The 24,038-nt window shown below is 42.0% G+C and carries 21 protein-coding genes; 8 read left to right on the plus strand and 13 right to left on the minus strand.

The window, feature by feature from the left end; translation table 11 throughout:
• Positions 1–4: 4 nt before the first annotated feature.
• From ACH784_RS08260 to ACH784_RS08320, 13 genes are all read right to left on the minus strand, one after another.
• Positions 5–961, minus strand: a complete 957-nt coding sequence (locus ACH784_RS08260; RefSeq protein ID WP_404394946.1) for an acetoacetate decarboxylase — start codon at positions 959–961, stop codon at positions 5–7.
• A gap of 175 nt (positions 962–1,136) precedes the next feature.
• Positions 1,137–1,463 carry a hypothetical protein gene (locus tag ACH784_RS08265; RefSeq protein WP_404394947.1) on the minus strand — a complete coding sequence of 109 codons (327 nt, stop codon included), beginning with the start codon at positions 1,461–1,463 and terminating at the stop codon, positions 1,137–1,139.
• A gap of 9 nt (positions 1,464–1,472) precedes the next feature.
• Positions 1,473–2,360 carry a polyphosphate kinase 2 gene (gene ppk2 / locus ACH784_RS08270; protein ID WP_404394949.1) on the minus strand — a complete coding sequence of 296 codons (888 nt, stop codon included), beginning with the start codon at positions 2,358–2,360 and terminating at the stop codon, positions 1,473–1,475.
• Between the two features lie 135 nt (positions 2,361–2,495).
• Entirely contained in the window at positions 2,496–4,004 is a 1,509-nt protein-coding gene (locus tag ACH784_RS08275) for a Calx-beta domain-containing protein (RefSeq protein ID WP_404394950.1), read from the minus strand.
• Between the two features lie 327 nt (positions 4,005–4,331).
• Entirely contained in the window at positions 4,332–4,532 is a 201-nt protein-coding gene (locus ACH784_RS08280) for a hypothetical protein (RefSeq protein ID WP_404394952.1), read from the minus strand.
• Positions 4,533–4,686: 154 nt separating this feature from the next.
• Positions 4,687–5,343 (minus strand): CoA transferase subunit B, encoded by a 657-nt coding sequence (locus tag ACH784_RS08285; protein ID WP_390444501.1) that lies wholly within the window; start codon positions 5,341–5,343, stop codon positions 4,687–4,689.
• Between the two features lie 11 nt (positions 5,344–5,354).
• Complete coding sequence (locus tag ACH784_RS08290; RefSeq protein ID WP_058029874.1) at positions 5,355–6,053, minus strand: CoA transferase subunit A; 699 nt, start codon at positions 6,051–6,053, stop codon at positions 5,355–5,357.
• Positions 6,054–6,117: 64 nt separating this feature from the next.
• Positions 6,118–7,023: a hydroxymethylglutaryl-CoA lyase gene (locus ACH784_RS08295; RefSeq protein WP_404394954.1), complete on the minus strand. Its 906-nt coding sequence runs from the start codon at positions 7,021–7,023 to the stop codon at positions 6,118–6,120.
• A gap of 1 nt (position 7,024) precedes the next feature.
• Positions 7,025–8,989: an acetyl/propionyl/methylcrotonyl-CoA carboxylase subunit alpha gene (locus ACH784_RS08300; protein ID WP_404394956.1), complete on the minus strand. Its 1,965-nt coding sequence runs from the start codon at positions 8,987–8,989 to the stop codon at positions 7,025–7,027.
• A 10-nt stretch (positions 8,990–8,999) separates the two neighbouring features.
• The gene (locus tag ACH784_RS08305; RefSeq protein ID WP_404394959.1) at positions 9,000–9,782 is read right to left on the minus strand and encodes an enoyl-CoA hydratase-related protein; all 783 of its coding nucleotides are present in this window, start codon (positions 9,780–9,782) and stop codon (positions 9,000–9,002) included.
• A 10-nt stretch (positions 9,783–9,792) separates the two neighbouring features.
• Positions 9,793–11,400, minus strand: a complete 1,608-nt coding sequence (locus ACH784_RS08310) for a carboxyl transferase domain-containing protein (protein ID WP_404394961.1) — start codon at positions 11,398–11,400, stop codon at positions 9,793–9,795.
• Between the two features lie 9 nt (positions 11,401–11,409).
• On the minus strand, positions 11,410–12,585 hold the full coding sequence (locus ACH784_RS08315) for an isovaleryl-CoA dehydrogenase (RefSeq protein ID WP_404394962.1): 1,176 nt from the start codon (positions 12,583–12,585) through the stop codon (positions 11,410–11,412).
• A gap of 36 nt (positions 12,586–12,621) precedes the next feature.
• Positions 12,622–13,026, minus strand: coding sequence for a MerR family DNA-binding transcriptional regulator (locus ACH784_RS08320; RefSeq protein ID WP_058029868.1), 405 nt, complete (start codon positions 13,024–13,026; stop codon positions 12,622–12,624).
• Between the two features lie 316 nt (positions 13,027–13,342).
• On the opposite strand from ACH784_RS08320, the gene ACH784_RS08325 reads away from it, so the two are divergent.
• The 8 genes from ACH784_RS08325 to ACH784_RS08360 all read left to right on the plus strand — a co-directional run bounded on the left by ACH784_RS08325 (position 13,343) and on the right by ACH784_RS08360 (position 24,023).
• Positions 13,343–14,521, plus strand: a complete 1,179-nt coding sequence (locus tag ACH784_RS08325; protein WP_404394963.1) for a thiolase family protein — start codon at positions 13,343–13,345, stop codon at positions 14,519–14,521.
• A gap of 76 nt (positions 14,522–14,597) precedes the next feature.
• The gene (locus tag ACH784_RS08330; RefSeq protein ID WP_349286583.1) at positions 14,598–16,088 is read left to right on the plus strand and encodes a CoA-acylating methylmalonate-semialdehyde dehydrogenase; all 1,491 of its coding nucleotides are present in this window, start codon (positions 14,598–14,600) and stop codon (positions 16,086–16,088) included.
• A gap of 75 nt (positions 16,089–16,163) precedes the next feature.
• A complete protein-coding gene (locus ACH784_RS08335) occupies positions 16,164–17,321 on the plus strand; it encodes an acyl-CoA dehydrogenase family protein (RefSeq protein WP_404394965.1) in 1,158 nt (385 codons plus the stop codon).
• Positions 17,322–17,334: 13 nt separating this feature from the next.
• Positions 17,335–18,111: an enoyl-CoA hydratase gene (locus tag ACH784_RS08340; RefSeq protein WP_404394967.1), complete on the plus strand. Its 777-nt coding sequence runs from the start codon at positions 17,335–17,337 to the stop codon at positions 18,109–18,111.
• The gene (locus tag ACH784_RS08345; RefSeq protein WP_404394970.1) at positions 18,111–19,244 is read left to right on the plus strand and encodes an enoyl-CoA hydratase/isomerase family protein; all 1,134 of its coding nucleotides are present in this window, start codon (positions 18,111–18,113) and stop codon (positions 19,242–19,244) included. Before ACH784_RS08340 ends, ACH784_RS08345 begins: the two co-directional genes overlap by 1 nt.
• Before the next feature lie 11 nt (positions 19,245–19,255).
• Positions 19,256–20,143, plus strand: a complete 888-nt coding sequence (gene mmsB, locus ACH784_RS08350; protein ID WP_404394972.1) for a 3-hydroxyisobutyrate dehydrogenase — start codon at positions 19,256–19,258, stop codon at positions 20,141–20,143.
• An 8-nt stretch (positions 20,144–20,151) separates the two neighbouring features.
• Positions 20,152–20,913, plus strand: a complete 762-nt coding sequence (locus ACH784_RS08355; protein WP_404394973.1) for an SDR family oxidoreductase — start codon at positions 20,152–20,154, stop codon at positions 20,911–20,913.
• Between the two features lie 119 nt (positions 20,914–21,032).
• Entirely contained in the window at positions 21,033–24,023 is a 2,991-nt protein-coding gene (locus ACH784_RS08360) for a methyl-accepting chemotaxis protein (protein ID WP_404394974.1), read from the plus strand.
• Positions 24,024–24,038: the final 15 nt, after the last annotated feature.

Here is a 24,038-nt window from a genome sequence, read left to right on the forward strand (position 1 = left end):
TCCTTTAGCTGTTGCTTGATATAAGTTCGTACGCACCGTCTTGATCAAAGTCCATGCACACGTAATAGGGCAGCATTGCTGTTTGTTTACCAATTTGTATTCCGAACATGTCATCAAAAGGAAAAGCATCGAGCTTATTGATGGTGACTTCGTATTCGTCTTTAAGCATGGCGATTTTATGAATGTCTTTGACAGTTGATGGAGAATGCACAACAGCCCTGTAAACAGCATTATGGGCAAAACCATCTGGAAATTGCTTAAACAGAATTTGATCCATTTGCGGGTTTTTAATGCCACTCATAAATTGTTTTATAAGCTCAGCACTTATGTGAATGTCTTCGACACTGGCATGGATGAGTTCAGCGACTTCTTGACCAACTTCTATGATTTCTTTAAACAGTGAATCACCATCTGAAAAACGTTTAATGGTGAGCAATTCGTGCCAGTCCATTTTGGTATTAGGGTTAAACGGCTGAAAGGTTTCGAGGCTTAAAGCAAAATTGTCAGCGTGTTTATAGTCACTAGGCATAGTGTAGCGACACAAATACTTGTTATAGCCCCAAGTTTCTCGACCATTCACCAAGGCATTAATGTTGTTTACGGTAATAAACGCCGGATACCAATAAATATGCAAAGCTTTTTTTGAGGTTTTATCAACTTTAGCAATCGGTAACCAAACAATGATGTCAGTCTCTTGCATCCAACCATATTGGCTAAACGGCTCAACTTTAGAGGCAATATTTTCAATATCTGTGAAGGTAAGTAAGCAATATTCTGATAGGGGTTTGAAAAAAACGTTATCGGATGGCACCGAATTTAAAGTGTTATTTATAAACTCTGTGATGGTGCTGTAAGTACCTTTGATAAAAAAACCATACATTCTGGCATTGAGCATTCTACAAGGTGGCTTTGCAATCGGGTTACCTAAAAAATGGCGATATGAACCAGGATTTTCAGACATGGTAATTTCCTTTTTCAATAACTGTGACTCTATTGTTATTAGCAGAGGAAAGGTAATTTATCGAATGTGGAAAGCAAAGAAGTAAGGTTATCTCATTATAATGAGATTAAATAACTATGTAGCTGACTGAGAAGCGCGACCATAATTAGATTAGTCGCGCCATGTTTATGTTAACTTATGCCGCTGACGTATCGGCTTTCTTATTCTTCGCCATTTTCTTTGCCCGTTTTATCGCTGATTTTTTAGATGCTTTCTTTTGGGCTATTTTCATGACTTTGGCATCTTTCAATTGCTTGGTCGCGTATTTCAATTTGCGGATTGCTTTTTCGGCTGCTTGCTCAGCTTCTTTAGCTTGGCTTACTGCAAGCTGTGCTTTTTCGGCAGCGTCTTTTGCTATAACAGACGTTTGCTCCACTTCCTTTTGACTCTTTTTGATAATTTTCTCGAGTTTTGTCAGTCTGTCTTCAAACACAGACTCTACCGTTTGCGTTAACTCTTCCATTTTGACTCCTTACTTATGATCAAAAGAACTTGGTTCGCCGACAATCAAAGGGTCAACTTGGTTTACGACATCTTCATCTTTACCAGGGTAATCTAAACAGCTTAAGAAATGTCTCATACAGTTTATGCGACCACGTTTTTTATCGTCTGAGCGGATCTGTGTCCATGGGGCATCTTTGGTGTGGGTGTGAAACATCATGGCGTCTTTAGCTTTGCTGTAGTCGTGCCATTTTGAAAGCGAGGCCATATCAACCGGACTGAGCTTCCATTGTTTCAATGGATCATTTTGGCGAGACTTGAAGCGTCTAAACTGTTCTTCTCGACTGACTGAAAACCAATATTTGAATAATTTAATGCCGCTATTGACCAGCATGCGTTCTAACTCAGGAGTTTGGCGCATAAATTCTAGGTATTCATTGTCGTCACAAAAGCCCATGACTTTTTCAACACCAGCGCGGTTATACCAAGAGCGGTCAAATAGTATGATCTCTCCTTTGGTTGGCAAATGCTGAATATAACGCTGAAAATACCACTGATTTCGTTCGCGGGCATTGGGTTTCTCGAGTGCAATAACATGTGCACCACGAGGGTTTAGGTGTTCCATAAAGCGCTTGATGGTGCCACCTTTACCTGCGGCATCTCGGCCTTCGAAAAGAATGACAATTCGCTGTTTTGTTTCTTTTAACCAGCCTTGCATCTTTAATAGTTCAATCTGAAGCTCGTGCTTATGCCGCTCGTAATCTACAATGTCCATTTTCTTGGGATAAGGGTATTTGCCATCGGCATTCCACTTCATTGGCGGGCTTTTAGCGTTGAGATCAAATACTAATTCACTATTTGCTTCTTCAGAAATTTCTTCTGATTGAGTTGGAAATTGTTCGACGTTATTTGTTTGCACGGGCACTCCTTGAACCAAAGAATAAAATAGACAACTTATTATTATAGATTGTTATTTAGCCAGCACATTGATCTGAGTCTAATCGAAAAGAAAAGCTTATAAAAAAGGGAGCGAATGCGCTCCCTTGTAGTTTGACTAATTACAGCCTACTTGAATTTGTTCAGTCCAAACTTTGACGACAAAATCGTTGTAGTCGGCATCGTTTTGGTCTTCCCAATATTGATTTTGCCCATGCCATCTAAAGTTGTTGGTTAATTTTGATGGGTTACCGTTAAGTGCTAGAGCGTAATCAAATGTTGCGGATGACGGTAGTTGGTAACTACCTTGAGCTCCATGTTCATCGAGTAACTTGATGAATTGATTATTTACTTTGATACCCCAATCATTATCGTAACCGGCGCTTTCACTGATAAATTGATAATTGATCTTAGTGTGAGCTACAGGTGTACATTCTGCATCATCATTTAAAATCAAAGCTGGGGCACTGGCAGTACCAAGGCTATTAACAGTGGCCGTTGCTTGGACAGTAAACGCTTTCGTGTCGCTGTATTCTGTATTATCAATAGTTGGAATATTAATCGAAACCTGAGTTTGACCAGCAGGGAATGACAGAGTTTGCGATGTAAAAGTGTAGTCTGATGAAGTTGCTGTGCCTTCCATTGTAGATACTTCAACTTCGACGTCTTGGTAATAAGTCGCTGATAGATTGATGGCAAAAGATAAAGTTTCGCCTTCTGTAACAGCATCTTCAATTGGAGTAATTGATACGCTCGGCAGTGGATCTGTTTCACAGATTGGCGCTGTGTAACAAGCCGTCGTTTCGGAGGTATTGGTTGCCAAGTCGTTCAGCCTAACTGGCACTTCAGAAATAAAGCATGTATTACCAGAATGCGGATTAAGTTTGAAAAGCTCAGACTTATTGGTATGGCCAAAATCGTTGATTTTAGTACGGCTAATAATCAAGTTACCAGCATGATCAACCGTTGCACCAGTCACAGCGGTTAAATGGTGTTTCGCTAATTTTTCAATAGAGTAGTCAGATGTATTGATTTTATATGCGGTTGTACTGGTAACTAAAATTAATTCATCATTATAAAAAGCAAGATCACCACGATATTTGCCACTTAAGGTGCCTAAATCTGCAAGCTTATTATAGTCACCAGTTTGCGGGTCAATCTCATACAGTTCTGAAAATGTGCTGCCAATAAGACGATTATTCTCTTCATCATAGGCGAGGGCAATCACACCTTTGGTGCGTCCTACTTCTACATGTGCTTGTGTTTCTGCATCAAAATAGGCAAGTTTTGTATATTTAAAACGGCTGCCAGCTATAGGTAAATGCTTTTTATCTGAGCTAGATAAGTTTAAATGACTGATATCTACTTTGTAATCCAGTGCTCTTGGTGCTGATACATAGTAGATTCTTTTTTGTTGAGTATCGTATGCTAAAGCTGCTGAGCTAAATTTAGCAACAGAGTTTGCAGAAACCGTTTGTAGTTGTTCATCAATTTTAAATAAAATTCCGGTTTCACCGCGACCTGCGTTGATACCATAGAGTTCACCTTTACATTCATTCGCAGATACAGTGAATGAAGCAGCAGAGATAGCAATCGCCAATGACGACAGTGTGAAAGATTTATACATAGTGCAATCCTAATACCAACTCTCAATGATACGCAATCCATTCGAAGTACTAAAACTGGCGCTAGCTTCGTTGAAAAATTTTCTTATTTAGAATAGCTAAACAACAAAATCTTATCATTGCTATCGACAAGTTTTCCTTGCCTCAAAAAAGATCTCTTAATTAAGAGGATTGGTAAAATACAGTTCCATAACTATAGAAAACACAAAGTAATGACACATCAAATCCAAACTGATGTGGGTCTTAATCCATAAAGTGGTGGCGCATCCATTATTATCTTTGCAGACGGTGCTATTATTCCTCTCTAGTTAACAATTTGCAAATAAAAATTAGTCCTTTTGTACTTGCTTTTCAAAGTTAGGTAAAAGTTCTTCAACGATCACTCTAGCTGGAATAGTGTAGCGTGTGCCATTAAACATTACTGAAGTTTGTTCGTTGATATCTGTAATTCCAGTCAACGTCCAACCTTCACCACGTTCATGACAAAAAACTTTAGTGGTAGGGGGAATAACTTTAAACGTTTGGTTCATATTAAACTTATTTCTCAAAGCAAAATTAAATTTCGAAGAATTATAAAATATAAGAAAGTAAAAAAAACCCCTCGTTTGAGGGGTTTTGGGTAACTCAGTGCATTAGCACTGGGAATGAGGTCGGTACATTCGTGTTGTTATTGTCGACACTGAATTAGAACTGCATTTCAGGGATATCGCCATCTACGATTAGCTTACCCGCTGTTTTGCTTATAATTTCATCAACAGTAACACCCGGCGCGCGTTCTAGCAAATAAAATGCGCCATCTTTAACTTCTAATACGGCTAGGTCAGTTACGATTTTCTTAACGCAATTAACGCCAGTTAAAGGTAGCGAGCATTTCTCTAATAATTTAGAGTCGCCATGTTTACTGGCATGGGTCATAGTAACGATGATGTTTTGTGCGCCGGCAACTAAATCCATCGCGCCACCCATGCCTTTGATTAATTTTTTTGGGATCATCCAAGAAGCGATATTACCTTCTTGGTCAACTTCAAATGCACCTAGAACCGTTAAGTCTACATGACCACCACGGATCATGGCAAAGCTTTCGGCACTATTAAAAATAGCGGCACCTGTCGCAGCTGTCACGGTTTCTTTACCCGCGTTGATCATATCTGCATCAACTTGGTCTTCAGTCGGGTATGGACCCATGCCTAATAAGCCATTTTCTGATTGCAGCATAACTTCAATTCCATCAGGCACATAGTTAGCCACTAGGGTAGGAATACCAATCCCTAAATTGACGTAATAACCGTCTTGAAGTTCTTGCGCAACACGCATTGCAACTTGTTCACGAGATAAAGCCATTGTTATGCTCCTTACTTACTGGTTGTAACGCGTTCGATGCGTTTTTCAAAGTCGCCTTTGATAACACGGTTTACATAAATGCCAGGTGTGTGAATTTGACTTGGTTCAAGTTCACCCGGCTCAACGATTTCTTCAACTTCAGCAACGGTAATTTTGCCCGCCGTTGCAGCCATAGGATTGAAGTTCATTGCCGTATGGCGGAACACAAGGTTACCGTAACGGTCTGCTTTCCATGCTTTTACAATGGCAAATTCACCAGTGATTGATTCTTCAAGAATATAAGGGCGGCCGTTGAATTCTTTTACTTCTTTACCTTCAGCAATTGGTGTACCGTAGCCTGTGGCAGTATAGAAACCAGGAATACCTGCACCACCAGCACGCATTTTCTCAGCCAATGTCCCTTGTGGTGTTAACTCAACGTCGATGATGCCGTCTAGTAATTGCTGCTCGAAAAGGGCATTCTCACCAACATAAGAGGCGATGATTTTTTTGATCTGACGGTCTTGTAATAAAATACCTAAACCAAAGTCATCAACACCACAGTTGTTTGATACAACGGTCAGCTCTTTGGTTTGTAGACGTTTAATTTCTGCAATTAAACCTTCAGGGATCCCACATAAACCAAAACCACCGGCGATGATGGTATCACCATCTTTTAAACCCGCCATTGCTTCGGCGTAGCTATTCACTACTTTATCAAAACCGGCCATAAGACCACTCCTAACTTTTGTTTGTCAAAAGAGCGCAAGCATCATGCTCACGCCACTATCATTGTTATTGTTCGCACTTCGCACGTAATGCTAAAGAAACTTTGCTGGCAGGGGGCTTATTTAAGGCATCACAGATAGCCCAACCTGCTTTGGCAAGCCTTTCTAAATCAATTTGGGTACTTATGCCAAGCCCTTCAAGTAAGTAAATTACATCTTCAGTGGCAACATTTCCTGACGCACCTTGTGCATAAGGGCAACCACCTAGGCCTGCAACGGCACTGTCTATGGTACTAATACCCATTTCTAGTGCCGTGTGGATATTGGCGATAGCTTGGCCGTAGGTATCGTGAAAGTGCACAGCCAGCTTGTCTAAAGGCAGTTCTTTAGTAAGCAAATCAAGTAGTTTTTTCACTTTACCTGGTGTGCCAACGCCAATGGTGTCGCCTAGGCTTATTTCATAACAGCCAAGAGCCAACAATTGTTTACACACATCAAGTACTGCTTTGGGTTGTACATCGCCTTGATAAGGGCAGCCAACCACACAACTGACATAGCCGCGAACTTTAACGTTATGTTGCTGAGCTAGCTCTACTACAGGTTTAAAGCGCTCAATACTTTCTTCAATAGAGCAATTAATGTTCTTTTGAGTAAACGCTTCGCTGGCCGCGGTAAAAATAGCGAACTCTTTAATGCCGCATTCAAGGGCGGCTTCTGCGCCTTTTAAGTTTGGCGTGAGCGCTGAAAGCTGCGCGTTTTCGCCAACAGATAAGCCTTTTATAACTTCAGCCGAGTCCGCCATTTGCGGCACCCACTTAGGCGATACAAAGGCACCTGCCTCAAGATGAATAACAGCAGCTTCAGATAACCCATTTAACAGGGCTATCTTTTGCTCAGTGGTGACTTTGCTTTCATTTTGTAAGCCATCACGGGCACCCACTTCAACGATTTTGACCTGAGTTGGATACGCCATGTTATGCCTCCGCAGCTTCAACGATGGCAAGTAGGGCACCGTGGCTTACTAATTCGCCTTCAGCAAAGCAATAACTGGTTAGTGTGCCTGCAAATGGGGCGTTGAGCGTGTATTCCATCTTCATGGCTTCAATAACCACGACTGCATCACCTTTAGCAACATCAGCACCCACTTCAACTAGATGCTTAACGACCGTGCCGTTTAGCGGCGCAGCTAATGGCGCTTCTTCATGTTCATGCTGACTAATATAGTGTTTAGAGCGTAAATCGAAAGTACGAACAAAGGCACTAAACATCACCGTGACTTGCTCTTCATTGACCAATGCGCTGGCTTTGTAAATACGGCCATCAAGGTTGATGGTTAAAGATTCACCTTTAAGATTTGCTGAAACAGTGTGTTCGTTACCATCAAGGGTTAATTTAAAGCCATTGTCTTGAACAAGTGCCTTAATGTTTAAACCGTCAAATGGCACAACTACAGAAGCAGACTGGTTTAGCTTGAAGCCTAAGGCATTTTGCCAAGGTGATTTAGTGGCAGCAAAATTCGCTTGGTTTTGTTTATTTGCTAAGTAAGCCGCTGCTGCAATCACTGAGATCATTTCTTCAGGGGCATGCTCAACAGTTAATACATCAGTTTGTGTATCTATAAAGTGGGTATCTGGTGCGCCCGCGACAAAAGTATCGTGACCTGATAGATGATGTAAGAAAGCAATGTTCGATTTGACACCCGATAAATGCACTTCTTCTAATGCGTGGTGCAGCTTTAACAATGCAGTTTTACGATCTGCGCCATGCACAATTAACTTAGCAATCATAGGGTCGTAGAACGGGCTGATCTCAGCGCCTGACTGCACACCCGTATCAACACGTACACCTTGGTTTTCAGCAGGGAAAGATAAGTGCGTCAGTGTGCCTGAGTATGGCATAAAGTTTTCAGTCGGGTCTTCGGCGTAAATACGTGCTTCAAAACTATGGCCCGATAAAGTTACTTGCTCTTGTTTAAGAGGAAGCACCTCACCACTTGCGACACGAATTTGCCATTCAACAAGGTCAAGGCCGGTGACCATTTCAGTAACTGGGTGTTCTACTTGCAGACGGGTGTTCATTTCCATAAAGAAGAATTCGTCACCACAAAGTAAAAACTCAACCGTACCTGCACCACGATAATTAATCGCCTGAGCACAACGCACCGCAGCTTCACCCATCTCGCGGCGAAGTTCGTCAGACAAACCCGGAGCAGGGGCTTCTTCAATGACTTTTTGGTGACGACGTTGCAAAGAACAATCGCGGTCGCCTAAATAAACACAATTACCATGGGTGTCAGCAAATACTTGAACTTCAACGTGACGAGGTGTGTCCACGTAGCGCTCTAGCAAAACAAGGTCATTACCGAATCCCGCGAGTGCTTCACGTTTTGCGCCTTCTAACGCGCTTACAAACTCTGAAGCTTCACGCACAACACGCATGCCTTTACCACCACCGCCAAATGCCGCTTTGATAAGTACTGGATAACCAATTTTCTCAGCTTCTGCCGTTAAAAAGTCGACATCTTGGTTTTGACCATAATAACCTGGTACAAGCGGTACATTGGCTTCGGCCATGATCTCTTTAGCACGAGTTTTTGAACCCATAGCCTCAATGGAGCTTGCAAGTGGCCCTAAGAAAGCTATGCCTGAATCTTCACACTTTTGAGCAAAAATATCGTTTTCAGATAAAAAACCATAGCCCGGATGAATACAATCAGCACCAGCCAGCTTGGCGACTTCTAGTACTCTATCTGCTACTAGGTAAGAATCTTTACTCGGTGCTGGACCAATATGGTAGGCTTCATCAGCCTGTTTAACATGCAGGGCATTGGCATCTGCATCGGAATAAACGGCAACGGTGCGCAAACCTAAGCGCTTAGCTGTTTTCATAACGCGGCAGGCAATTTCACCACGGTTCGCAATTAGAATTTTCTTTAACATAGTAATGACCTTATTGCTTTGCGGCGGTTTGCCAATTTGGCGCACGTTTATCGAAAAATGCAGATAAGCCTTCTTGGCCTTCTTCACTTACTCTGATTTCAGCAATGCGTTTTGCTGTATGAAGAATTAATTCTGCATCGATGTCTTGATTAGCCACTTCATTAATTAATAACTTTGCTGATTTAACAGCAGCGGGGCCGTTGTTAAGTAATAGTTCAACAAACTGGTCGTGTGCAGCAGCTAGATCATCATTAATCTCATGAATTAAGCCCATATCTAGTGCTTTTGCAGCCATAAACACTTCGGCTGTTAAAAAGTAGCGACGCGCTTGGCGTTCGCCAATGGCTTTAATGACATACGGGCTAATAACCGCAGGAATAAGACCTAATTTAACTTCACTTAAACAGAATTTAGCGTTGCTAGTCGCAACTGCAATGTCACAACAGGCGATTAAACCCAGTGCACCACCAAATGCAGCACCTTGCACCAAACACAATGTTGGGTGAGGGCTGGTCGCCAACACATGCATTAACTTTGCAAGTTGCTCTGAATCTGCGACGTTTTCATCGTAATTATTCTCCGCCATTGATTTCATCCAACCAAGGTCGGCACCTGCAGAGAAGTGCTTGCCTTCGGTTTTTAAAACCAAAGCACGGATATCTAGACTATTTGCATGCTCAATACATTGGATCAACTCGTTGATCACATGCGAGTCAAAAGCGTTATGTTTTTCAGGGCGACTTAGTTCTAAAATCGCCACTTTTGTTTTTGTTATATTTAAAGTGACCGACATAGTGCGCTCCTTACATTCTGAAAATGCCAAATTTAGATTCTTGCTTAGGCGCGTTAGCCGCAGCTTCAAGTGCAAGACCTAAAACAGTACGAGTATCAGCAGGGTCAATGATGCCGTCGTCCCATAAGCGTGCGCTTGCGTAATAAGGATGACCTTGCTCTTCATATTGCGCAACGATTGGCTTTTTGAACTCAGCCACTTCTTCGTCAGTCATGCTTAAACCTTTACGTGCAAGACCATCTTGACGCACTTGCGTAAGTACACCCGCAGCTTGTTCGCCGCCCATTACTGAGATACGCGCGTTTGGCCACATCCACATCATGGTAGGCTCGTAAGCTCGACCGCACATACCATAGTTACCCGCGCCGTATGAGCCACCAATTAGTACAGTAAACTTAGGTACGTCAGCACAAGATACAGCAGTTACCATTTTGGCACCGTGTTTGGCGATACCTTCTGCTTCGTATTTTTGACCCACCATAAAGCCAGTGATGTTTTGTAAAAACAGCAAAGGAATGTCGCGCTGAGCACACAACTGAATAAAGTGTGCGCCTTTTTGTGCCGACTCAGAGAATAAGATACCGTTGTTGGCAACAATCCCTACAGGGTGGCCGTAGATTTCAGCAAAGCCAGTAACAAGGGTTTCACCAAAGTAGCGCTTGAATTCGTCAAATTGAGAATCATCAACAATACGTGCAATTACTTCACGTACATCAAATGGTTTTTTCAGATCCGTACCGACAATGCCATACACTTCACGAATATCGTAACGTGGTGGTTTTACGTCTTTAAGTATTGGCGAAGTAGGGCGTTGATGATTTAAACGCGCAACACATTGACGGGCAATCGATAGGGCATGTTCGTCGTTTTCTGCATAGTGATCGGCAACACCAGATGTTTTACAGTGCACATCTGCACCGCCTAAGTCTTCAGCAGAAACTTCTTCACCGGTTGCGGCTTTTACCAATGGAGGACCAGCTAAGAAAATCGTACCTTGCTCTTTTACGATGATACTTTCATCTGCCATTGCTGGAACATACGCACCACCTGCGGTACATAAACCCATTACTACGGCAATTTGCGGAATGCCTTTGGCTGACATGCGTGCTTGGTTATAGAAAATACGGCCGAAATGCAGCTTGTCTGGGAATACTTCGTCTTGCTCAGGTAAGTTTGCGCCGCCCGAATCAACTAAATAAATACAAGGTAGGTGACAACGCTCTGCGATTTCTTGAGCACGTAAATGTTTCTTAACAGTCAGTGGGAAGTAAGTGCCGCCTTTTACGGTTGCATCGTTACCGACAATCATACACTCAACGCCTTGAACTCGACCGATACCAGCAACCACACCTGCACAAGGAATGTCTTGCTCGTATACGCCAAACGCAGCAAATTGAGAGATTTCTAGAAAAGGAGAGCCTTCATCAAGAAGGGTATTGATACGGTCACGAACAAACATTTTTCCGCGACTTTCATGACGAGCGATAAGTGCTTCACCACCGCCTTGTGCAAGTTGAGCAACTTTGTCGTTTAAATCTGCAACCAGTGAAGCCATAGCTTCACTGTTTGCTTTAAACTGACTGTCATGCACATTAATAGATGAGTTTAAAACAGTCATGGTGTGTCCTTAGCGGCTTTCTGTGAATAGTTCACGACCAATTAGCATACGGCGAATCTCAGACGTACCTGCACCAATCTCATAGAGTTTGGCATCTCGTAATAAACGTCCCGTGGCGTATTCATTGATGTAACCATTACCACCTAAGATTTGAATGGCATCTAGTGCAAGCTTTGTTGCTAGCTCCGCAGCATATAAAATGGCACCTGCAGCATCTTTACGCGTTGTTTCACCACGGTCACAAGCTTTTGCTACCGTGTATACGTATGAACGCGCGGCATTCATTTGCGTATACATGTCAGCGACTTTGCCTTGAATTAATTGGAACTCACCGATTGATTTGTTGAACTGTTTACGTTCGTGAATATAAGGCACAACAATGTCCATACACGCTTGCATGATACCTAGAGGTCCACCTGCAAGCACAACACGTTCATAATCAAGACCACTCATTAGCACTTTAACGCCTTCGTTTAGGGTACCTAGAATGTTTTCTTCAGGTACTTCACATTCTTCAAAAACCAGTTCACAGGTGTTTGAGCCGCGCATACCTAATTTATCTAGCTTTTGTGCTGTAGAAAAACCTGGGAAGTTCTTCTCAATAATGAAGGCTGTGATCCCTTTAGAACCTGCTTCTAAGTCAGTCTTTGCATAAACTACTAACACATCTGCGTCTGGACCGTTAGTGATCCACATTTTATTGCCGTTCAGAATGTACTTATTGCCTTTCTTTTCAGCTTTTAGCTTCATAGAAACAACATCGGACCCCGCATTTGGCTCACTCATAGCAAGTGCACCAATGTGTTCGCCGCTAATTAGCTTAGGCAGATATTTTTGTTTTTGCGCGTCGTTACCGTTGCGGTTAATTTGGTTTACACACAGGTTAGAGTGAGCGCCATAGCTTAAACCGATAGAGGCACTTGCACGGCTGATCTCTTCAATCGCAATAACGTGCTCTAGGTAGCCCATATTTGCACCACCAAACTCTTCAGGTACGGTAATACCTAATAAGCCCATCTCCCCGAATTGTGGCCAAAGTTGATTTGGGAATGCATTGTCTAAATCAGTTTTCTCAGCAAGTGGTGCAATTTCAGCACTTGCAAAGCTATTTACATGATCACGGATCATGTCAGCTGTTTCACCTAATCCAAAGTTTAATTCTTTATATAAAGATACAGTGCTCATCTTGGTTATCCTGTGTGAGAGTTATTATAAATTTAATTAGTCTTCGTGCTCATCAAGCTCTTTAAGGGTGTCGCGACAACGACGTTCTGCGGTAACAAGTTCCATCAGAACCACTTTAATGTCATCCATTTGTTGACTTAAATCAGCTTTCTTTTCTTCTATTAGCGCCAACATAGTGGTGAGCTGTTTCGCACTTGATTTATCGGCATCGTATAGTTCAAACAATCTGCCTGTTTCAGCCAGAGTGAAGCCTAAACGCTTGCCGCGTAAGATAAGTTTTAGACGTACTTTGTCTCGTTTTGAATAAATGCGGGTTTGACCATTTCGCTCTGGCGAAATTAATCCCTGATCTTCATAAAAACGAATAGAACGGGTGGTAATGTCAAATTCCTTAGCCAATTCGCTAATAGAGAAGGTTGGTTCGTTAAGGTTATCTTGCATAATTGTTTAACACTTACTTCAAAACAGATTAGACCAATATAAGTGAAGTTTACGTAAAGGTAAAGTTGCGTTTTGGGGAATGTAATAGTGAGTGTTAATAAAAAGTGTGAATATTTAATGCAGTTCTAACTAAATAAACCGCCTTTTCGCAGTTTCTAGCAGTATTGGCAAGGAAAACGTGCAACTTAAGTTTACAGTTTGAGTCAACGCAATTAACTTGATTTTAGATTTACGTTGGCGTAAACGTAAATATTAGGTATGCTCAAATCATCATTTTGAAACAAACAAGCAAGAAGCTTGTGAACAGGAGTTTAACATGAGTAACGAAGCAGTTGTAATCGTAGCAGCAAAACGTACCCCTATGGGTGGCTTTATGGGTGCACTTTCAGGCGCAAGCGCAACAGAGCTTGGCGCAACTGCAATCAAAAGCGTTATGAGCGAAACAGGGCTTACGGACGCATCAATTGATGAAGTGATCATGGGTTGTGTTTTACCTGCAGGTCTTGGTCAAGCACCAGCACGTCAAGCTATGCTTCACGCAGGTTTAGCGCGTTCAACTGGCGCAACGACAATTAACAAGGTTTGTGGCTCAGGTTTAAAAGCTGCCATGCTTGCTCATGACTTAATTAAAGCGGGCAGCATTTCATCTGCAATCGCAGGTGGTATGGAAAGCATGACTAACTCACCATATTTTATTCCTAAAGCGCGTGGCGGTATGCGTATGGGTCATGGTGAAATTAAAGACCACATGATGGCCGATGGTCTTGAAGATGCTTACGACAATAAAGCGATGGGTTGTTTTGCACAAGCAACTGCGGATGATTATGGCATTACGCGTGAAGAAATGGACGAGTTTGCGCTTAGCTCTCTAAGCAAAGCAAATGAAGCGATTGACAACGGCAGCTTTAATAACGAAGTAGTTCCTCATGTTTTAAAAACGCGTAAGGGTGACGTTGAAGTCGCCATTGACGAGCAGCCAGGTAATGCGCGTCCGGACAAAATTCCAGGTCTTCGTCCAGCATTCAAAAAAGACGGCACCATTACCGCAGCTAACTCTTCTTCAATCTCAGATGGTGCAGCAGCACTTATTTTGATGAGCGAATCAGAAGCTAAAAAGCAAGGTTTAACACCACTTTGTAAAGTCGTTGCTCACGCAACTCATTCACAAGCTCCTGCTGAGTTCACAATTGCGCCAGTTGGTGCAATGAACACGCTACTTGAAAAAGCGGGTTGGGACAAAGCTGACGTAGATTTATGGGAAATCAACGAAGCATTTGCCATGGTGACTATGCTAGCAATCAAAGAATTAGGTCTTGAGCAAAGCAAAGTTAACGTTAATGGTGGTGCATGTGCCCTTGGTCACCCAATCGGTGCAAGTGGTGCGCGTATCCTAGTTACTCTAATTCATGCCCTACGTAATCGCGGCCTTTCAAAAGGTGTTGCATCACTGTGTATCGGTGGTGGTGAAGCGGTTGCACTGGCAGTCGAAGTTTAATCACACCAAGTTGTAGGCACCGTATAAATAATATAACAGCGGTGCCTTTATTCTATTTACCAGGGGAGGAGTGCAAATGCACCAAGTACCTTTATACATCAACGGCGAATTCACTCAATCATCATCAGAGCAATGGATTGATGTTGTTAATCCAGCAAACCAAGAAGTACTTGCAAAAGTACCTTGTGCGACAGAGCAAGAAGTAAAAGCAGCGATTGATTCTGCACAAGAAGCATTTAAGACTTGGCGCAACGTGCCAGTACCAGAGCGTGCTCGTATCATGATGAAATACGCGGCGCTTTTAAAAGAGCACCAAGAAGAAATCGCGACCATTATCTGTCATGAATTAGGTAAGACGTTCGAAGACGCAAAAGGCGATGTATGGCGTGGTATTGAAGTAGTTGAGCAAGCTGCAAATGCCCCTGCAATGATGATGGGCGAAACCGTTGAAAACGTTGCCCGAAACATTGATACGTATTCTTACACACAGCCTCTAGGTGTGTGTGCTGGTATTACCCCATTTAACTTCCCTGCTATGATCCCACTTTGGATGTTCCCAATGGCGATTGTATGCGGTAACACTTTTGTACTTAAGCCATCAGAGCAAGATCCGCTTACGCCAATGCGTTTAGTTGAACTATTCGAAGAAGCGGGTGCACCAAAAGGTGTACTACAAGTTGTACACGGTACAAAAGACCAAGTTGACCAAATTCTAGAAGCTCCAGAAATCAAAGCCGTATCTTTTGTTGGCTCTTGTAATGTTGGCCATTACATTTACAGCAAAGGTACACAGCACAAAAAACGTGTTCAAGCGTGCGTTGGTGCGAAAAACCACATGGTGATCATGCCTGATGCGTCAAAAGCGCAAACAGTGAATAACCTAGTTGGTGCGTCAGTAGGTGCTGGTGGTCAGCGTTGTATGGGTATTTCAGTGGCTGTTTTTGTTGGCTCATCAAAAGAGTGGGTAGAAGACATCAAAAAAGGTTTTGAAGGCGTACGTCCAGGTCTTTGGAACGACCCTGAAGCGGCTTATGGCCCGCAAACAACACCACAAGCTAAGCAACGTATTCTTTCACTTATTCAAAGCGGTAAAGATCAAGGCGCAACCTGTTTAGTCGATGGTTCAGACTATACAGTTGAAGGCTATGAAGCAGGTAACTGGGTAGGCCCGACGCTATTTACTGATGTAACAGAAGAGATGGAAATCTACAAAGAAGAAATCTTTGGTCCAGTTTTAAGCTGTGTATTCGTTGACACGCTAGACGAAGCAATTGCGCTAATTAACCGCAACCCATACGGTAACGGTACGTCTTTATTTACAGCAAGTGGTGCAGCCGCGCGTAAATTCCAACAGCAAATCGAAGTAGGTCAAGTAGGTATTAATATTCCAATTCCTGTGCCACTGCCTTTCTTCTCATTCACAGGTTGGAAAAACTCTTTCTACGGTGACCAGCATACCTACGGTAAGCAAGGTGTGCGTTTCTACACAGAAACGAAAACGGTGACTTCACGTTGGTTTGATGATGAGGTCGTAACTGGCCCTAATATGAGCATAAATCTACGTTAATCCTTTTTATTCTATTTTTATAATAACAATGTGAGCCGACATGAGCGGCTCACCTTTGACAACAAGAGGTCTTTTATGGACTTTAATCTAAATGAAGATCAACAGGCATTTGCCGAAACAGCATATCAATTCGCAATGAGTGAACTAGCGCCAAACGCTGCGCTGTGGGATCGCGAACATATTTTCCCTAAAGACGTGATTAAAAAAGCCGGTGAACTAGGCTTTTGTGGTTTATACACGCCAGAAGAGGCAGGTGGCCTTGGTTTATCACGTTTAGATTCAAGCATTATTTTTGAACAGCTTGCTATGGGCTGTACAGCAACAACCGCTATGCTAACAATCCACAACATGGCAACTTGGATGATTGCAAGCTTTGGTACTGATGCCGTTAAAGAACAATACATCGATCAACTAGTTATGGGTGAGTTGTTAGCATCATACTGTTTAACTGAGCCGGGTTCAGGCTCTGATGCCGCGTCACTTAAAACTAAAGCTGATAAAGATGGCGACAGCTATGTGTTAAACGGCTCTAAAATGTTTATCTCGGGTGCCGGTGAAACTGACGTACTTGTGGTAATGGCACGTACTGGTGAAGCGGGTCCGAAAGGTATTTCTGCGTTTGTTGTACCAGCGGATGCTGAAGGTATTTCATACGGTAAAGCCGAAGAGAAAATGGGTTGGAATGCACAACCTACACGTCTTGTCACCTTTGAAAACGTGCGTATTCCTGCTGCAAACCTAATGGGGGCTGAAGGTGAGGGCTTTAAGTTTGCAATGCAAGGTCTAGACGGTGGTCGCATTAACATCGCAACATGTTCAATCGGCACTGCGCAGCAAGCACTTAACACAGCTAAGCAATATATGACTGAACGCGAACAGTTCGGTAAACCCCTTGCGGCATTCCAAGCGCTACAGTTCAAGATTGCAGACATGAATACTGAGCTTGTTGCGGCACGTCAAATGGTTCGCCTTGCGGCATTTAAACTAGACACTAACGACAGCGAAAAAACCACTTACTGTGCAATGGCAAAACGATTTGCAACTGATGTTGGTTTTAAAGTGTGTGACGACGCATTACAAATTCATGGTGGTTACGGTTACATCAAAGAATATCCATTAGAGCGTCATGTACGTGATGTACGTGTTCACCAAATTCTTGAAGGCACCAATGAGATCATGCGCGTGATCATCGGTCGTCGTATTTTAGCTGAAGGCGCGCCAAGCGTATTGTAATAAGGAAACCAAAATGACTGCACAACTTAAATTAGAAAAGCAGGGTAACATCGCGGTAGTAACAATGAGCAACCCGCCTGCGAATACATGGACACGTGATACCTTGGTCGGTTTAAAGAATCTTGTAATCGAACTAAATCAAGATAAAGAAATTTACGCTTTAGTGATCACAGGTGAAGGCGAGAAATTCTTCTCAGCTGGTGCTGACTTAAACGTATTCGCAGACGGCGACAAAGGTGTTGCTGCTGATATGTCTCGTGTATTCGGTGAAGCTTTCGAAACGTTGAGTGATTTCAGAGGTGTTTCGATTGCCGCAATCAACGGTTTTGCAATGGGTGGTGGTCTAGAAGTGGCGCTTGCTTGTGATATTCGTATTGCTGAAAGCCAAGCGCAAATGGCGTTACCAGAAGCTAAAGTTGGTTTACTGCCTTGTGCTGGTGGTACGCAAAACCTATCGTGGCTTGTTGGCGAAGGTTGGGCTAAGCGCATGATTTTATGTGGCGAACGTCTAAAAGCTGACAAAGCACAACAAATTGGCCTAGTGGAAGAAGTGGTTGAAACTGGCGAGGTACTCAATGCCGCACTTGCTCTAGCTGAAAAAGTGGCAGATCAAAGCCCAGTTGCGGTGACTGCTTGTAAAGCGCTTATTCAAAAAGGTCGCACAGGCACAATCAACAGTGCACTGCCGCTAGAGCGTGAACTATTTGTGACCTTGTTTGATACGCAAGATCAAAAAGAAGGCGTGAATGCGTTCTTAGAAAAACGTAAACCAAATTGGGTGAACGGCTAATGGCAAAATTACAGTTATTAAACCAAGCAGATGCGCCAGTCGTATTTGAGTTGGCTGACTGTGATAATGGCAAAAAGGTGGCGTTTGCCACCTTAAACGTGCCAAAAGCACTGAATGCACTCAACTTAGATATGATCCGCTTGTTAGCGCCTCAGTTAACTGAATGGGCGAATGACGATGCCATCGCTTTGGTAGTTTTAAAAGGTCATGGTGAAAAAGCGTTTTGCGCCGGTGGTGATGTAGTCAGCTTATACAAAGCAATGGCTGCGAATGATGGCAATAAGCATATTGAAACCTTCTTCAGCGAAGAATATACACTTGATTATCAAATCCACACTTATGAAAAGCCTATCTTACTTTGGGGTAACGGTATCATCATGGGGGGCGGCTTAGGTCTAATGGCAGGCGCAAGTCACCGCGTTGTGACAGAAACAGCCCGTATTGCTATGCCTGAGATCACTATTGGTTTATACCCAGATGTCGGTGGCAGCTATTTCTTAAATAAGATGCCAGCGGGTGTGGGTTTATTCTTAGGCCTGACAGGCGCGTCAATCAATGCCAAAGATGCTCAATTTGTTGGTTTGGCAGATCATTTTGTTAATGCCGAACTTTACGGTGAGGTGTTAGCAAGCTTATTGGGTACAGATTGGAAAAACAGCGCAGAGTATAATCATGGCTTACTCTCTGAGGTGTTGCATTCACTACAAAACCAATCGAGTAACGAGCCAGCGAGCGAAATTGAACCACTACAATCAGTGATAGCAGAGCTTGACACTAAAGACAGCTTAGAGTCGCAAATTGATGCCATTTTGTCTCTTGATGCAACGGATAACAAATGGCTATCTCGCGCACAAAAATCACTGCAACATGGCTCACCATTAAGTGCAAAGCTTGTCAGCGAACAATTAAAACGCGCAAAGGGTTTGGAATTATCAGACTGCTTTAGATTAGAGCTTGGTATGTCGGTAGCTGCAGGTGAATTTGGTGAATTCCAAGAAGGTGTTCGTGCATTATTAATCGATAAAGATGGCGCACCAAACTGGCAGTTTGAAAATACACAAAGTGTGACTGATGAAGCGGTTAACGCTTTTTTTAAAGCGCGTTGGTCAGAGCATCCACTTCAAGGTTTGTAAGGAATATAACAATGGCAAAAATTGGATTTATTGGTTTAGGCAATATGGGTGGTCCAATGGCCATCAACTTGGTTAAAGCGGGTCACGAAGTACGCGTTTTTGATTTAAGCCCAGACGCAATCGCATCTCTTGTAGAAGCCGGTGCAACTGCCGTAAACGCGGTAGAAGAAGTCTGCAAGAACGCTGATTTTGTTGTCAGTATGTTACCTGCAGGCAAGCATGTTAAAGCGATTTACACTGGCGAAAATGGCCTAGTAAACCATTTAAACAAAAGCACTTTAGTTATTGATTGCTCAACAATTGATGCAGAATCAGCACAATTTGTTGGCAAAGCACTTGGCGAAGCGGGTATTAAATTCGTAGATGCACCGGTCTCTGGTGGTGTTGCAGGTGCCGCAGCAGGCACGCTAACCTTTATTGTGGGTGGGTCAACGGCGTGTTTTGAATTGGCAAATACGATACTGCCTAACATGGGTAAAAATATTTATCATGCAGGTGACATTGGTGCAGGGCAAGTTGCGAAGATCTGTAACAATATGCTGTTAAGTATACTTATGGCAGGGACCAGTGAAGCGCTACAGATGGGTATAGACCATGGTCTAGATCCAAAAGTGCTGAGTGAGATTATGCTTAACAGCTCAGGTCGTAACTGGACGTTAGAGCTTTATAATCCTTGTCCAGATGTACTTGAGAATGTTCCGAGTTCAAATGGCTATAAGCCGGGCTTTATGGTGGACTTAATGGCCAAAGATTTAGGTTTAGCTCAGCAAGCTGCGCAACAAACTAACTCGGCAACACCTATGGGCGCATTGGCGAAAAACCTTTACAACTTGATGCAAAATCAAGGCAAAGGTGCCGAAGACTTTAGCGCAATCTTTAAACTTTATAGTGAAAAATAGACTGCATTATGGACATTAAAAATAAAACGGTTGTCATTACCGGTGGCGCGCAAGGCTTAGGTTTTGCGATGGCGACACAAATGGCAGAACTAGGCGCTAACCTTGCTTTAATCGATATGCAAGATGAAGTATTGGCTGAAGCAAAAGCGCAACTGACTAAGCTTGATGTTAAAGTTGAAACATATGTGGCTAATGTCAGTGTTGAGGCTGACGTTGAAGCGGTTTTCAACAACATCGTCAGTGATTTCGGTGCTGTACATGTACTTATTAATAACGCTGGTATACTTCGCGATGGTCTGCTGTTAAAAGCAAAAGATGGCGTAGTCACTGCGAAAATGGAATTATCACAATTCCAATCTGTGATTGACGTTAATCTCACTGGTGTTTTCCTATGTGGCCGAGAAGCGGCTGCAAAAATGGTCGAAAGCGGAGAAGGTGGTGTCATTGTTAATATGTCGAGCGTTGCTCGCGCGGGTAATATGGGTCAAACCAACTACGCAGCTGCTAAAGCAGGTGTAGTTGCCATGACAACAACATGGGCGAAAGAACTTGGTCGTTTTGGTATTCGTGTCGGTGCAATTGCACCGGGTGTGATCCGTACTAAAATGACGGATGCGATGAAACCTGAAGCGAAAGAGCGTTTGGTTAAGATGAAACCGGTTGGTCGTTTAGGCGAAGCGGAAGAAATTGCGCACACTGCAAAATACATCATTGAAAATGACTTTTTCACAGGTCGTGTCGTCGAAGTTGATGGCGGAATTCGACTTTAAAGATTGATATTATCAAGGCTTTGCTCCATGCAAAGCCTTTTTTTACTCAAATTTTTTCCTATTTTCTCAGCTGTTTACTATCTTTTAAGTACATACTTTCGCTCTATGGATTGACGGTCATGTTTGATGGCTTAATTAATAACTTAAAAATTAAAACAAAAATTACACTGCTCAGTGTTATCCCAACATTTTTCGTTTTAGTTAGTTTTATTTATTTAGTTTTTTCTCAGTACTTAAATTATAAAAGTGCTTCTCGATTAGAAGCTTATGTAAATGCGGTCAGTGTGCTTGACCAAACCGCACACAACTTCGCTGTTGAACGCGGCCTTACAGCAGGCTTTCTTGCTAGTGGTGGCAAAGGAAAAGAAAAGGTACTCGCACAAAGAAAAAAGGCGGATATTGCCAAAAAACAACTTTTCAAACTTACAGAAGCGCAGCTTGATGACTTTCCTAAATCTACTCAACTCATTATTAACGATTTACTTAAGCATTTTAAAGCATTAGAAACAGTTCGATCAAAAGTAGATGAACTAGACAAACAATCAGGCGCTTTTGCATTTTATTCTAAAGCTAATAAGTTTGCCCTTGATGCAGCAAGTACTTTTGCAAATTATACAGACGACCCACATGCGACCAAAAGTATGAAGAGCTTAATAGCCATTCTTTGGATGAAAGAGCGCGCAGGTCAAGAGCGTGGACTTTTAAATGGCGTTTTTAATCGCGGTAAGATCTCGTTACCTCAACTTGCTAGTTTATCTTTATTTCAAGGTGACCAACTTCAACAAGTAGATTTTATTAAGCAATTACTTGATCCTAAATTATTTAAGTCAGAATTTTCAGAGCTAAACAACCTTGATGAACAAATACTGCCATACCGTACATTTATCTCAGAACAACTCAGTAGCGGTAATTTAGTTTTTTCAGGACGTGATAATTCAAACTGGTTTGCTGATGCAACAAGTAGAATAAAGTCGATTAAAGGCATTGCGGATAAAAAATCGCAATTAATTAGTCAATATGCGCAATCTACCAAAACAAAAGCCATGTCATTACTCGTTATTTCTCTGGTTAGCTGTATTGTCATTATTTCCTTAATTGTGAGTTTTGCATTGAAAGTCGCTAAAAGTCTAAATGATGGCCTGCAAAATCTCAGTGGATTCATAACTCAAGTAAACCAAGATTTTGATTTTTCGAAAACAATTAACTCAGATCTTAACGATGAGGTAGGTCAAGCGACACGTTCATTTAATAATTTTTTACAAGAACTGAACGAGGTCAATAATGAAATTAAATCAGTGATGGAATTTGTTGCTCATGGCGATTTTAATCAAAGAGTAAAGTACGCTTGCAAAGGAGATATGGCGAGTTTAAAGGAGGGAGTAAACAAAAGCAGCCAGACTTTAAGTGATACGATGGGTGCATTAGATAAAATTATGACAGCACTCAGTAATGGGGACTTTTCTGCAAGGATGTCACCAAATATAAAAGGGCCGTTACGAGACCGAGTTGATTTCGCAATGGTAACCATAGAGACGGCAATTAATGAAGTTTCTCATAGCATGAGTATGCTTCAAAAAGGGAATTTCTCCGGCAGAATAACCTCTGAACAAAAAGGTTCAATGTATAAGTTAAAATCATCTTTTAACGAAAGTATGCAAAGTCTCGAGAGTGCTGTAAATGAAATATCCGATGCGCTTGTTGCTCAAAATCGTGGCGAGTTTAACAAGCGTTTAGATGGAAATTACCAAGGCAGGTTATTGCAGTTAAAAAATACTTTTAACTCCTCTTCTAATAATTTAGATAAATTTGTGGAGGATACAGAGAAACTATTTGAATCGCTGCAAGTTGGTGAATACTCCGTACGTATAAAACAGAATTATGCTGGTCGGTTAAATACCCTCAAACAACGCGTTAACCAATCTTTAGATAACTTAGAGCGTGCAATTTTAGAGATTGTTCAAGTGTCAGTTCACCAAAGTGAAGGGGTTCTGGATTCAAGAGTTGTAGGGGAATACAAAGGCCATTTAGATAAATTAAAAACTGCTATGAACCTTTCAACAGAAAGAGTGTCATTTGTACTTTCTGAAATTTCAGGGGTAACTTCCAATCTTAAACAGGGCCTGTTTGATAAACAGGTTGAGGGCGAAATGCATGGAGAATTCGCTCTTTTAAAGAGCAATATGAATGACATGTTATATATGCTTAATAGTGCAATTCATGAAATTCAAGTTTGTTCTGAATTACAAAAGCAAGGTTCTTTACACCATCAAATAGAGACATCTTATCCGGGAGATATTAATCGTATTTGTGAAGCAATAAATCAGTCATTGAATGAACTTAAAAATGTATTCACAGATATTAATAATTCAGCGACTCACACCTTATCTCTTTGTGTCGACCAAAAATTATTTGCCAGCGATATTTCGAAAAGAAGTACAGAGCAGGCCGTGGCATTAGAAGAAATTGCAGCTTCAATGGAGCAAATGGCGTCTAGCGTTGATGAAACTGCCGAGCAAAGTCTAATTGTATCTAACAAAATGCTCGACTCTAAAGAAATTGCTGAAGACGCAATGGAAGTAATGAGAAGCTCTGTTGAAGTAACACAGAGCATGAGAGATTCAAGCCAAGAAATAGCTCAAATTACTGTCATGATTGATGAAATTGCTTTTCAAACAAACTTACTGGCACTTAATGCTTCTGTTGAAGCGGCAAGGGCAGGAGAGCAAGGTAAGGGCTTTTCTGTTGTAGCAAGTGAAGTTAGGGAATTAGCTCAACGCTCTGCTGATGCTGCTAAGAAGATAAAAGAGCTGGTATCAGAAAATATCGATAGGGTTGAAGAGAGTTATAGTAGCTCTCAAAATTCGCACCAACGTTTAGAACATATTCTAGAAAATATTTCTGAAGTAAATGCACTAACCCAAAATTTAAATGATGCGACTAGGCAACAAAGTACAAGTATTAGTGAGGTTAATTCTGCTGTTAGTAATCTTGATAGGTCGACTCAACAAAATACATCAATGCTTGAGCAAATGTCCCAAGATATGAACAAACTAGAAACATCGACTAAAGATGTGAATGATAGATTGAAGTATTTTAAACTAGTTCATTAGTTATAGGGTATTTAA

Origin of the sequence: Pseudoalteromonas phenolica (assembly GCF_044788725.1) — a bacterium.
Classification (GTDB): Bacteria; Pseudomonadota; Gammaproteobacteria; order Enterobacterales; family Alteromonadaceae; genus Pseudoalteromonas; species Pseudoalteromonas phenolica_C.

Bases quoted from the DNA above. Each gene is read 5' to 3' on its own strand.
- ACH784_RS08340 (WP_404394967.1), top strand. From the start codon at position 17,335: ATGACTGCACAACTTAAATTAGAAAAGCAGGGTAACATCGCGGTAGTA.
- ACH784_RS08330 (WP_349286583.1), top strand. From the start codon at position 14,598: ATGCACCAAGTACCTTTATACATCAACGGCGAATTCACTCAATCATCA.
- ACH784_RS08335 (WP_404394965.1), top strand. From the start codon at position 16,164: ATGGACTTTAATCTAAATGAAGATCAACAGGCATTTGCCGAAACAGCA.
- ACH784_RS08275 (WP_404394950.1), bottom strand. From the start codon at position 4,004: ATGTATAAATCTTTCACACTGTCGTCATTGGCGATTGCTATCTCTGCT.
- ACH784_RS08325 (WP_404394963.1), top strand. From the start codon at position 13,343: ATGAGTAACGAAGCAGTTGTAATCGTAGCAGCAAAACGTACCCCTATG.
- mmsB (WP_404394972.1), top strand. From the start codon at position 19,256: ATGGCAAAAATTGGATTTATTGGTTTAGGCAATATGGGTGGTCCAATG.
- ACH784_RS08355 (WP_404394973.1), top strand. From the start codon at position 20,152: ATGGACATTAAAAATAAAACGGTTGTCATTACCGGTGGCGCGCAAGGC.
- ACH784_RS08260 (WP_404394946.1), bottom strand. From the start codon at position 961: ATGTCTGAAAATCCTGGTTCATATCGCCATTTTTTAGGTAACCCGATT.
- ACH784_RS08315 (WP_404394962.1), bottom strand. From the start codon at position 12,585: ATGAGCACTGTATCTTTATATAAAGAATTAAACTTTGGATTAGGTGAA.
- ACH784_RS08290 (WP_058029874.1), bottom strand. From the start codon at position 6,053: ATGGCCGGTTTTGATAAAGTAGTGAATAGCTACGCCGAAGCAATGGCG.
- ACH784_RS08265 (WP_404394947.1), bottom strand. From the start codon at position 1,463: ATGGAAGAGTTAACGCAAACGGTAGAGTCTGTGTTTGAAGACAGACTG.
- ACH784_RS08280 (WP_404394952.1), bottom strand. From the start codon at position 4,532: ATGAACCAAACGTTTAAAGTTATTCCCCCTACCACTAAAGTTTTTTGT.
- ACH784_RS08345 (WP_404394970.1), top strand. From the start codon at position 18,111: ATGGCAAAATTACAGTTATTAAACCAAGCAGATGCGCCAGTCGTATTT.
- ACH784_RS08310 (WP_404394961.1), bottom strand. From the start codon at position 11,400: ATGACTGTTTTAAACTCATCTATTAATGTGCATGACAGTCAGTTTAAA.
- ACH784_RS08360 (WP_404394974.1), top strand. From the start codon at position 21,033: ATGTTTGATGGCTTAATTAATAACTTAAAAATTAAAACAAAAATTACA.
- ACH784_RS08300 (WP_404394956.1), bottom strand. From the start codon at position 8,989: ATGTTAAAGAAAATTCTAATTGCGAACCGTGGTGAAATTGCCTGCCGC.
- ACH784_RS08305 (WP_404394959.1), bottom strand. From the start codon at position 9,782: ATGTCGGTCACTTTAAATATAACAAAAACAAAAGTGGCGATTTTAGAA.
- ACH784_RS08285 (WP_390444501.1), bottom strand. From the start codon at position 5,343: ATGGCTTTATCTCGTGAACAAGTTGCAATGCGTGTTGCGCAAGAACTT.
- ACH784_RS08295 (WP_404394954.1), bottom strand. From the start codon at position 7,023: ATGGCGTATCCAACTCAGGTCAAAATCGTTGAAGTGGGTGCCCGTGAT.
- ACH784_RS08320 (WP_058029868.1), bottom strand. From the start codon at position 13,026: ATGCAAGATAACCTTAACGAACCAACCTTCTCTATTAGCGAATTGGCT.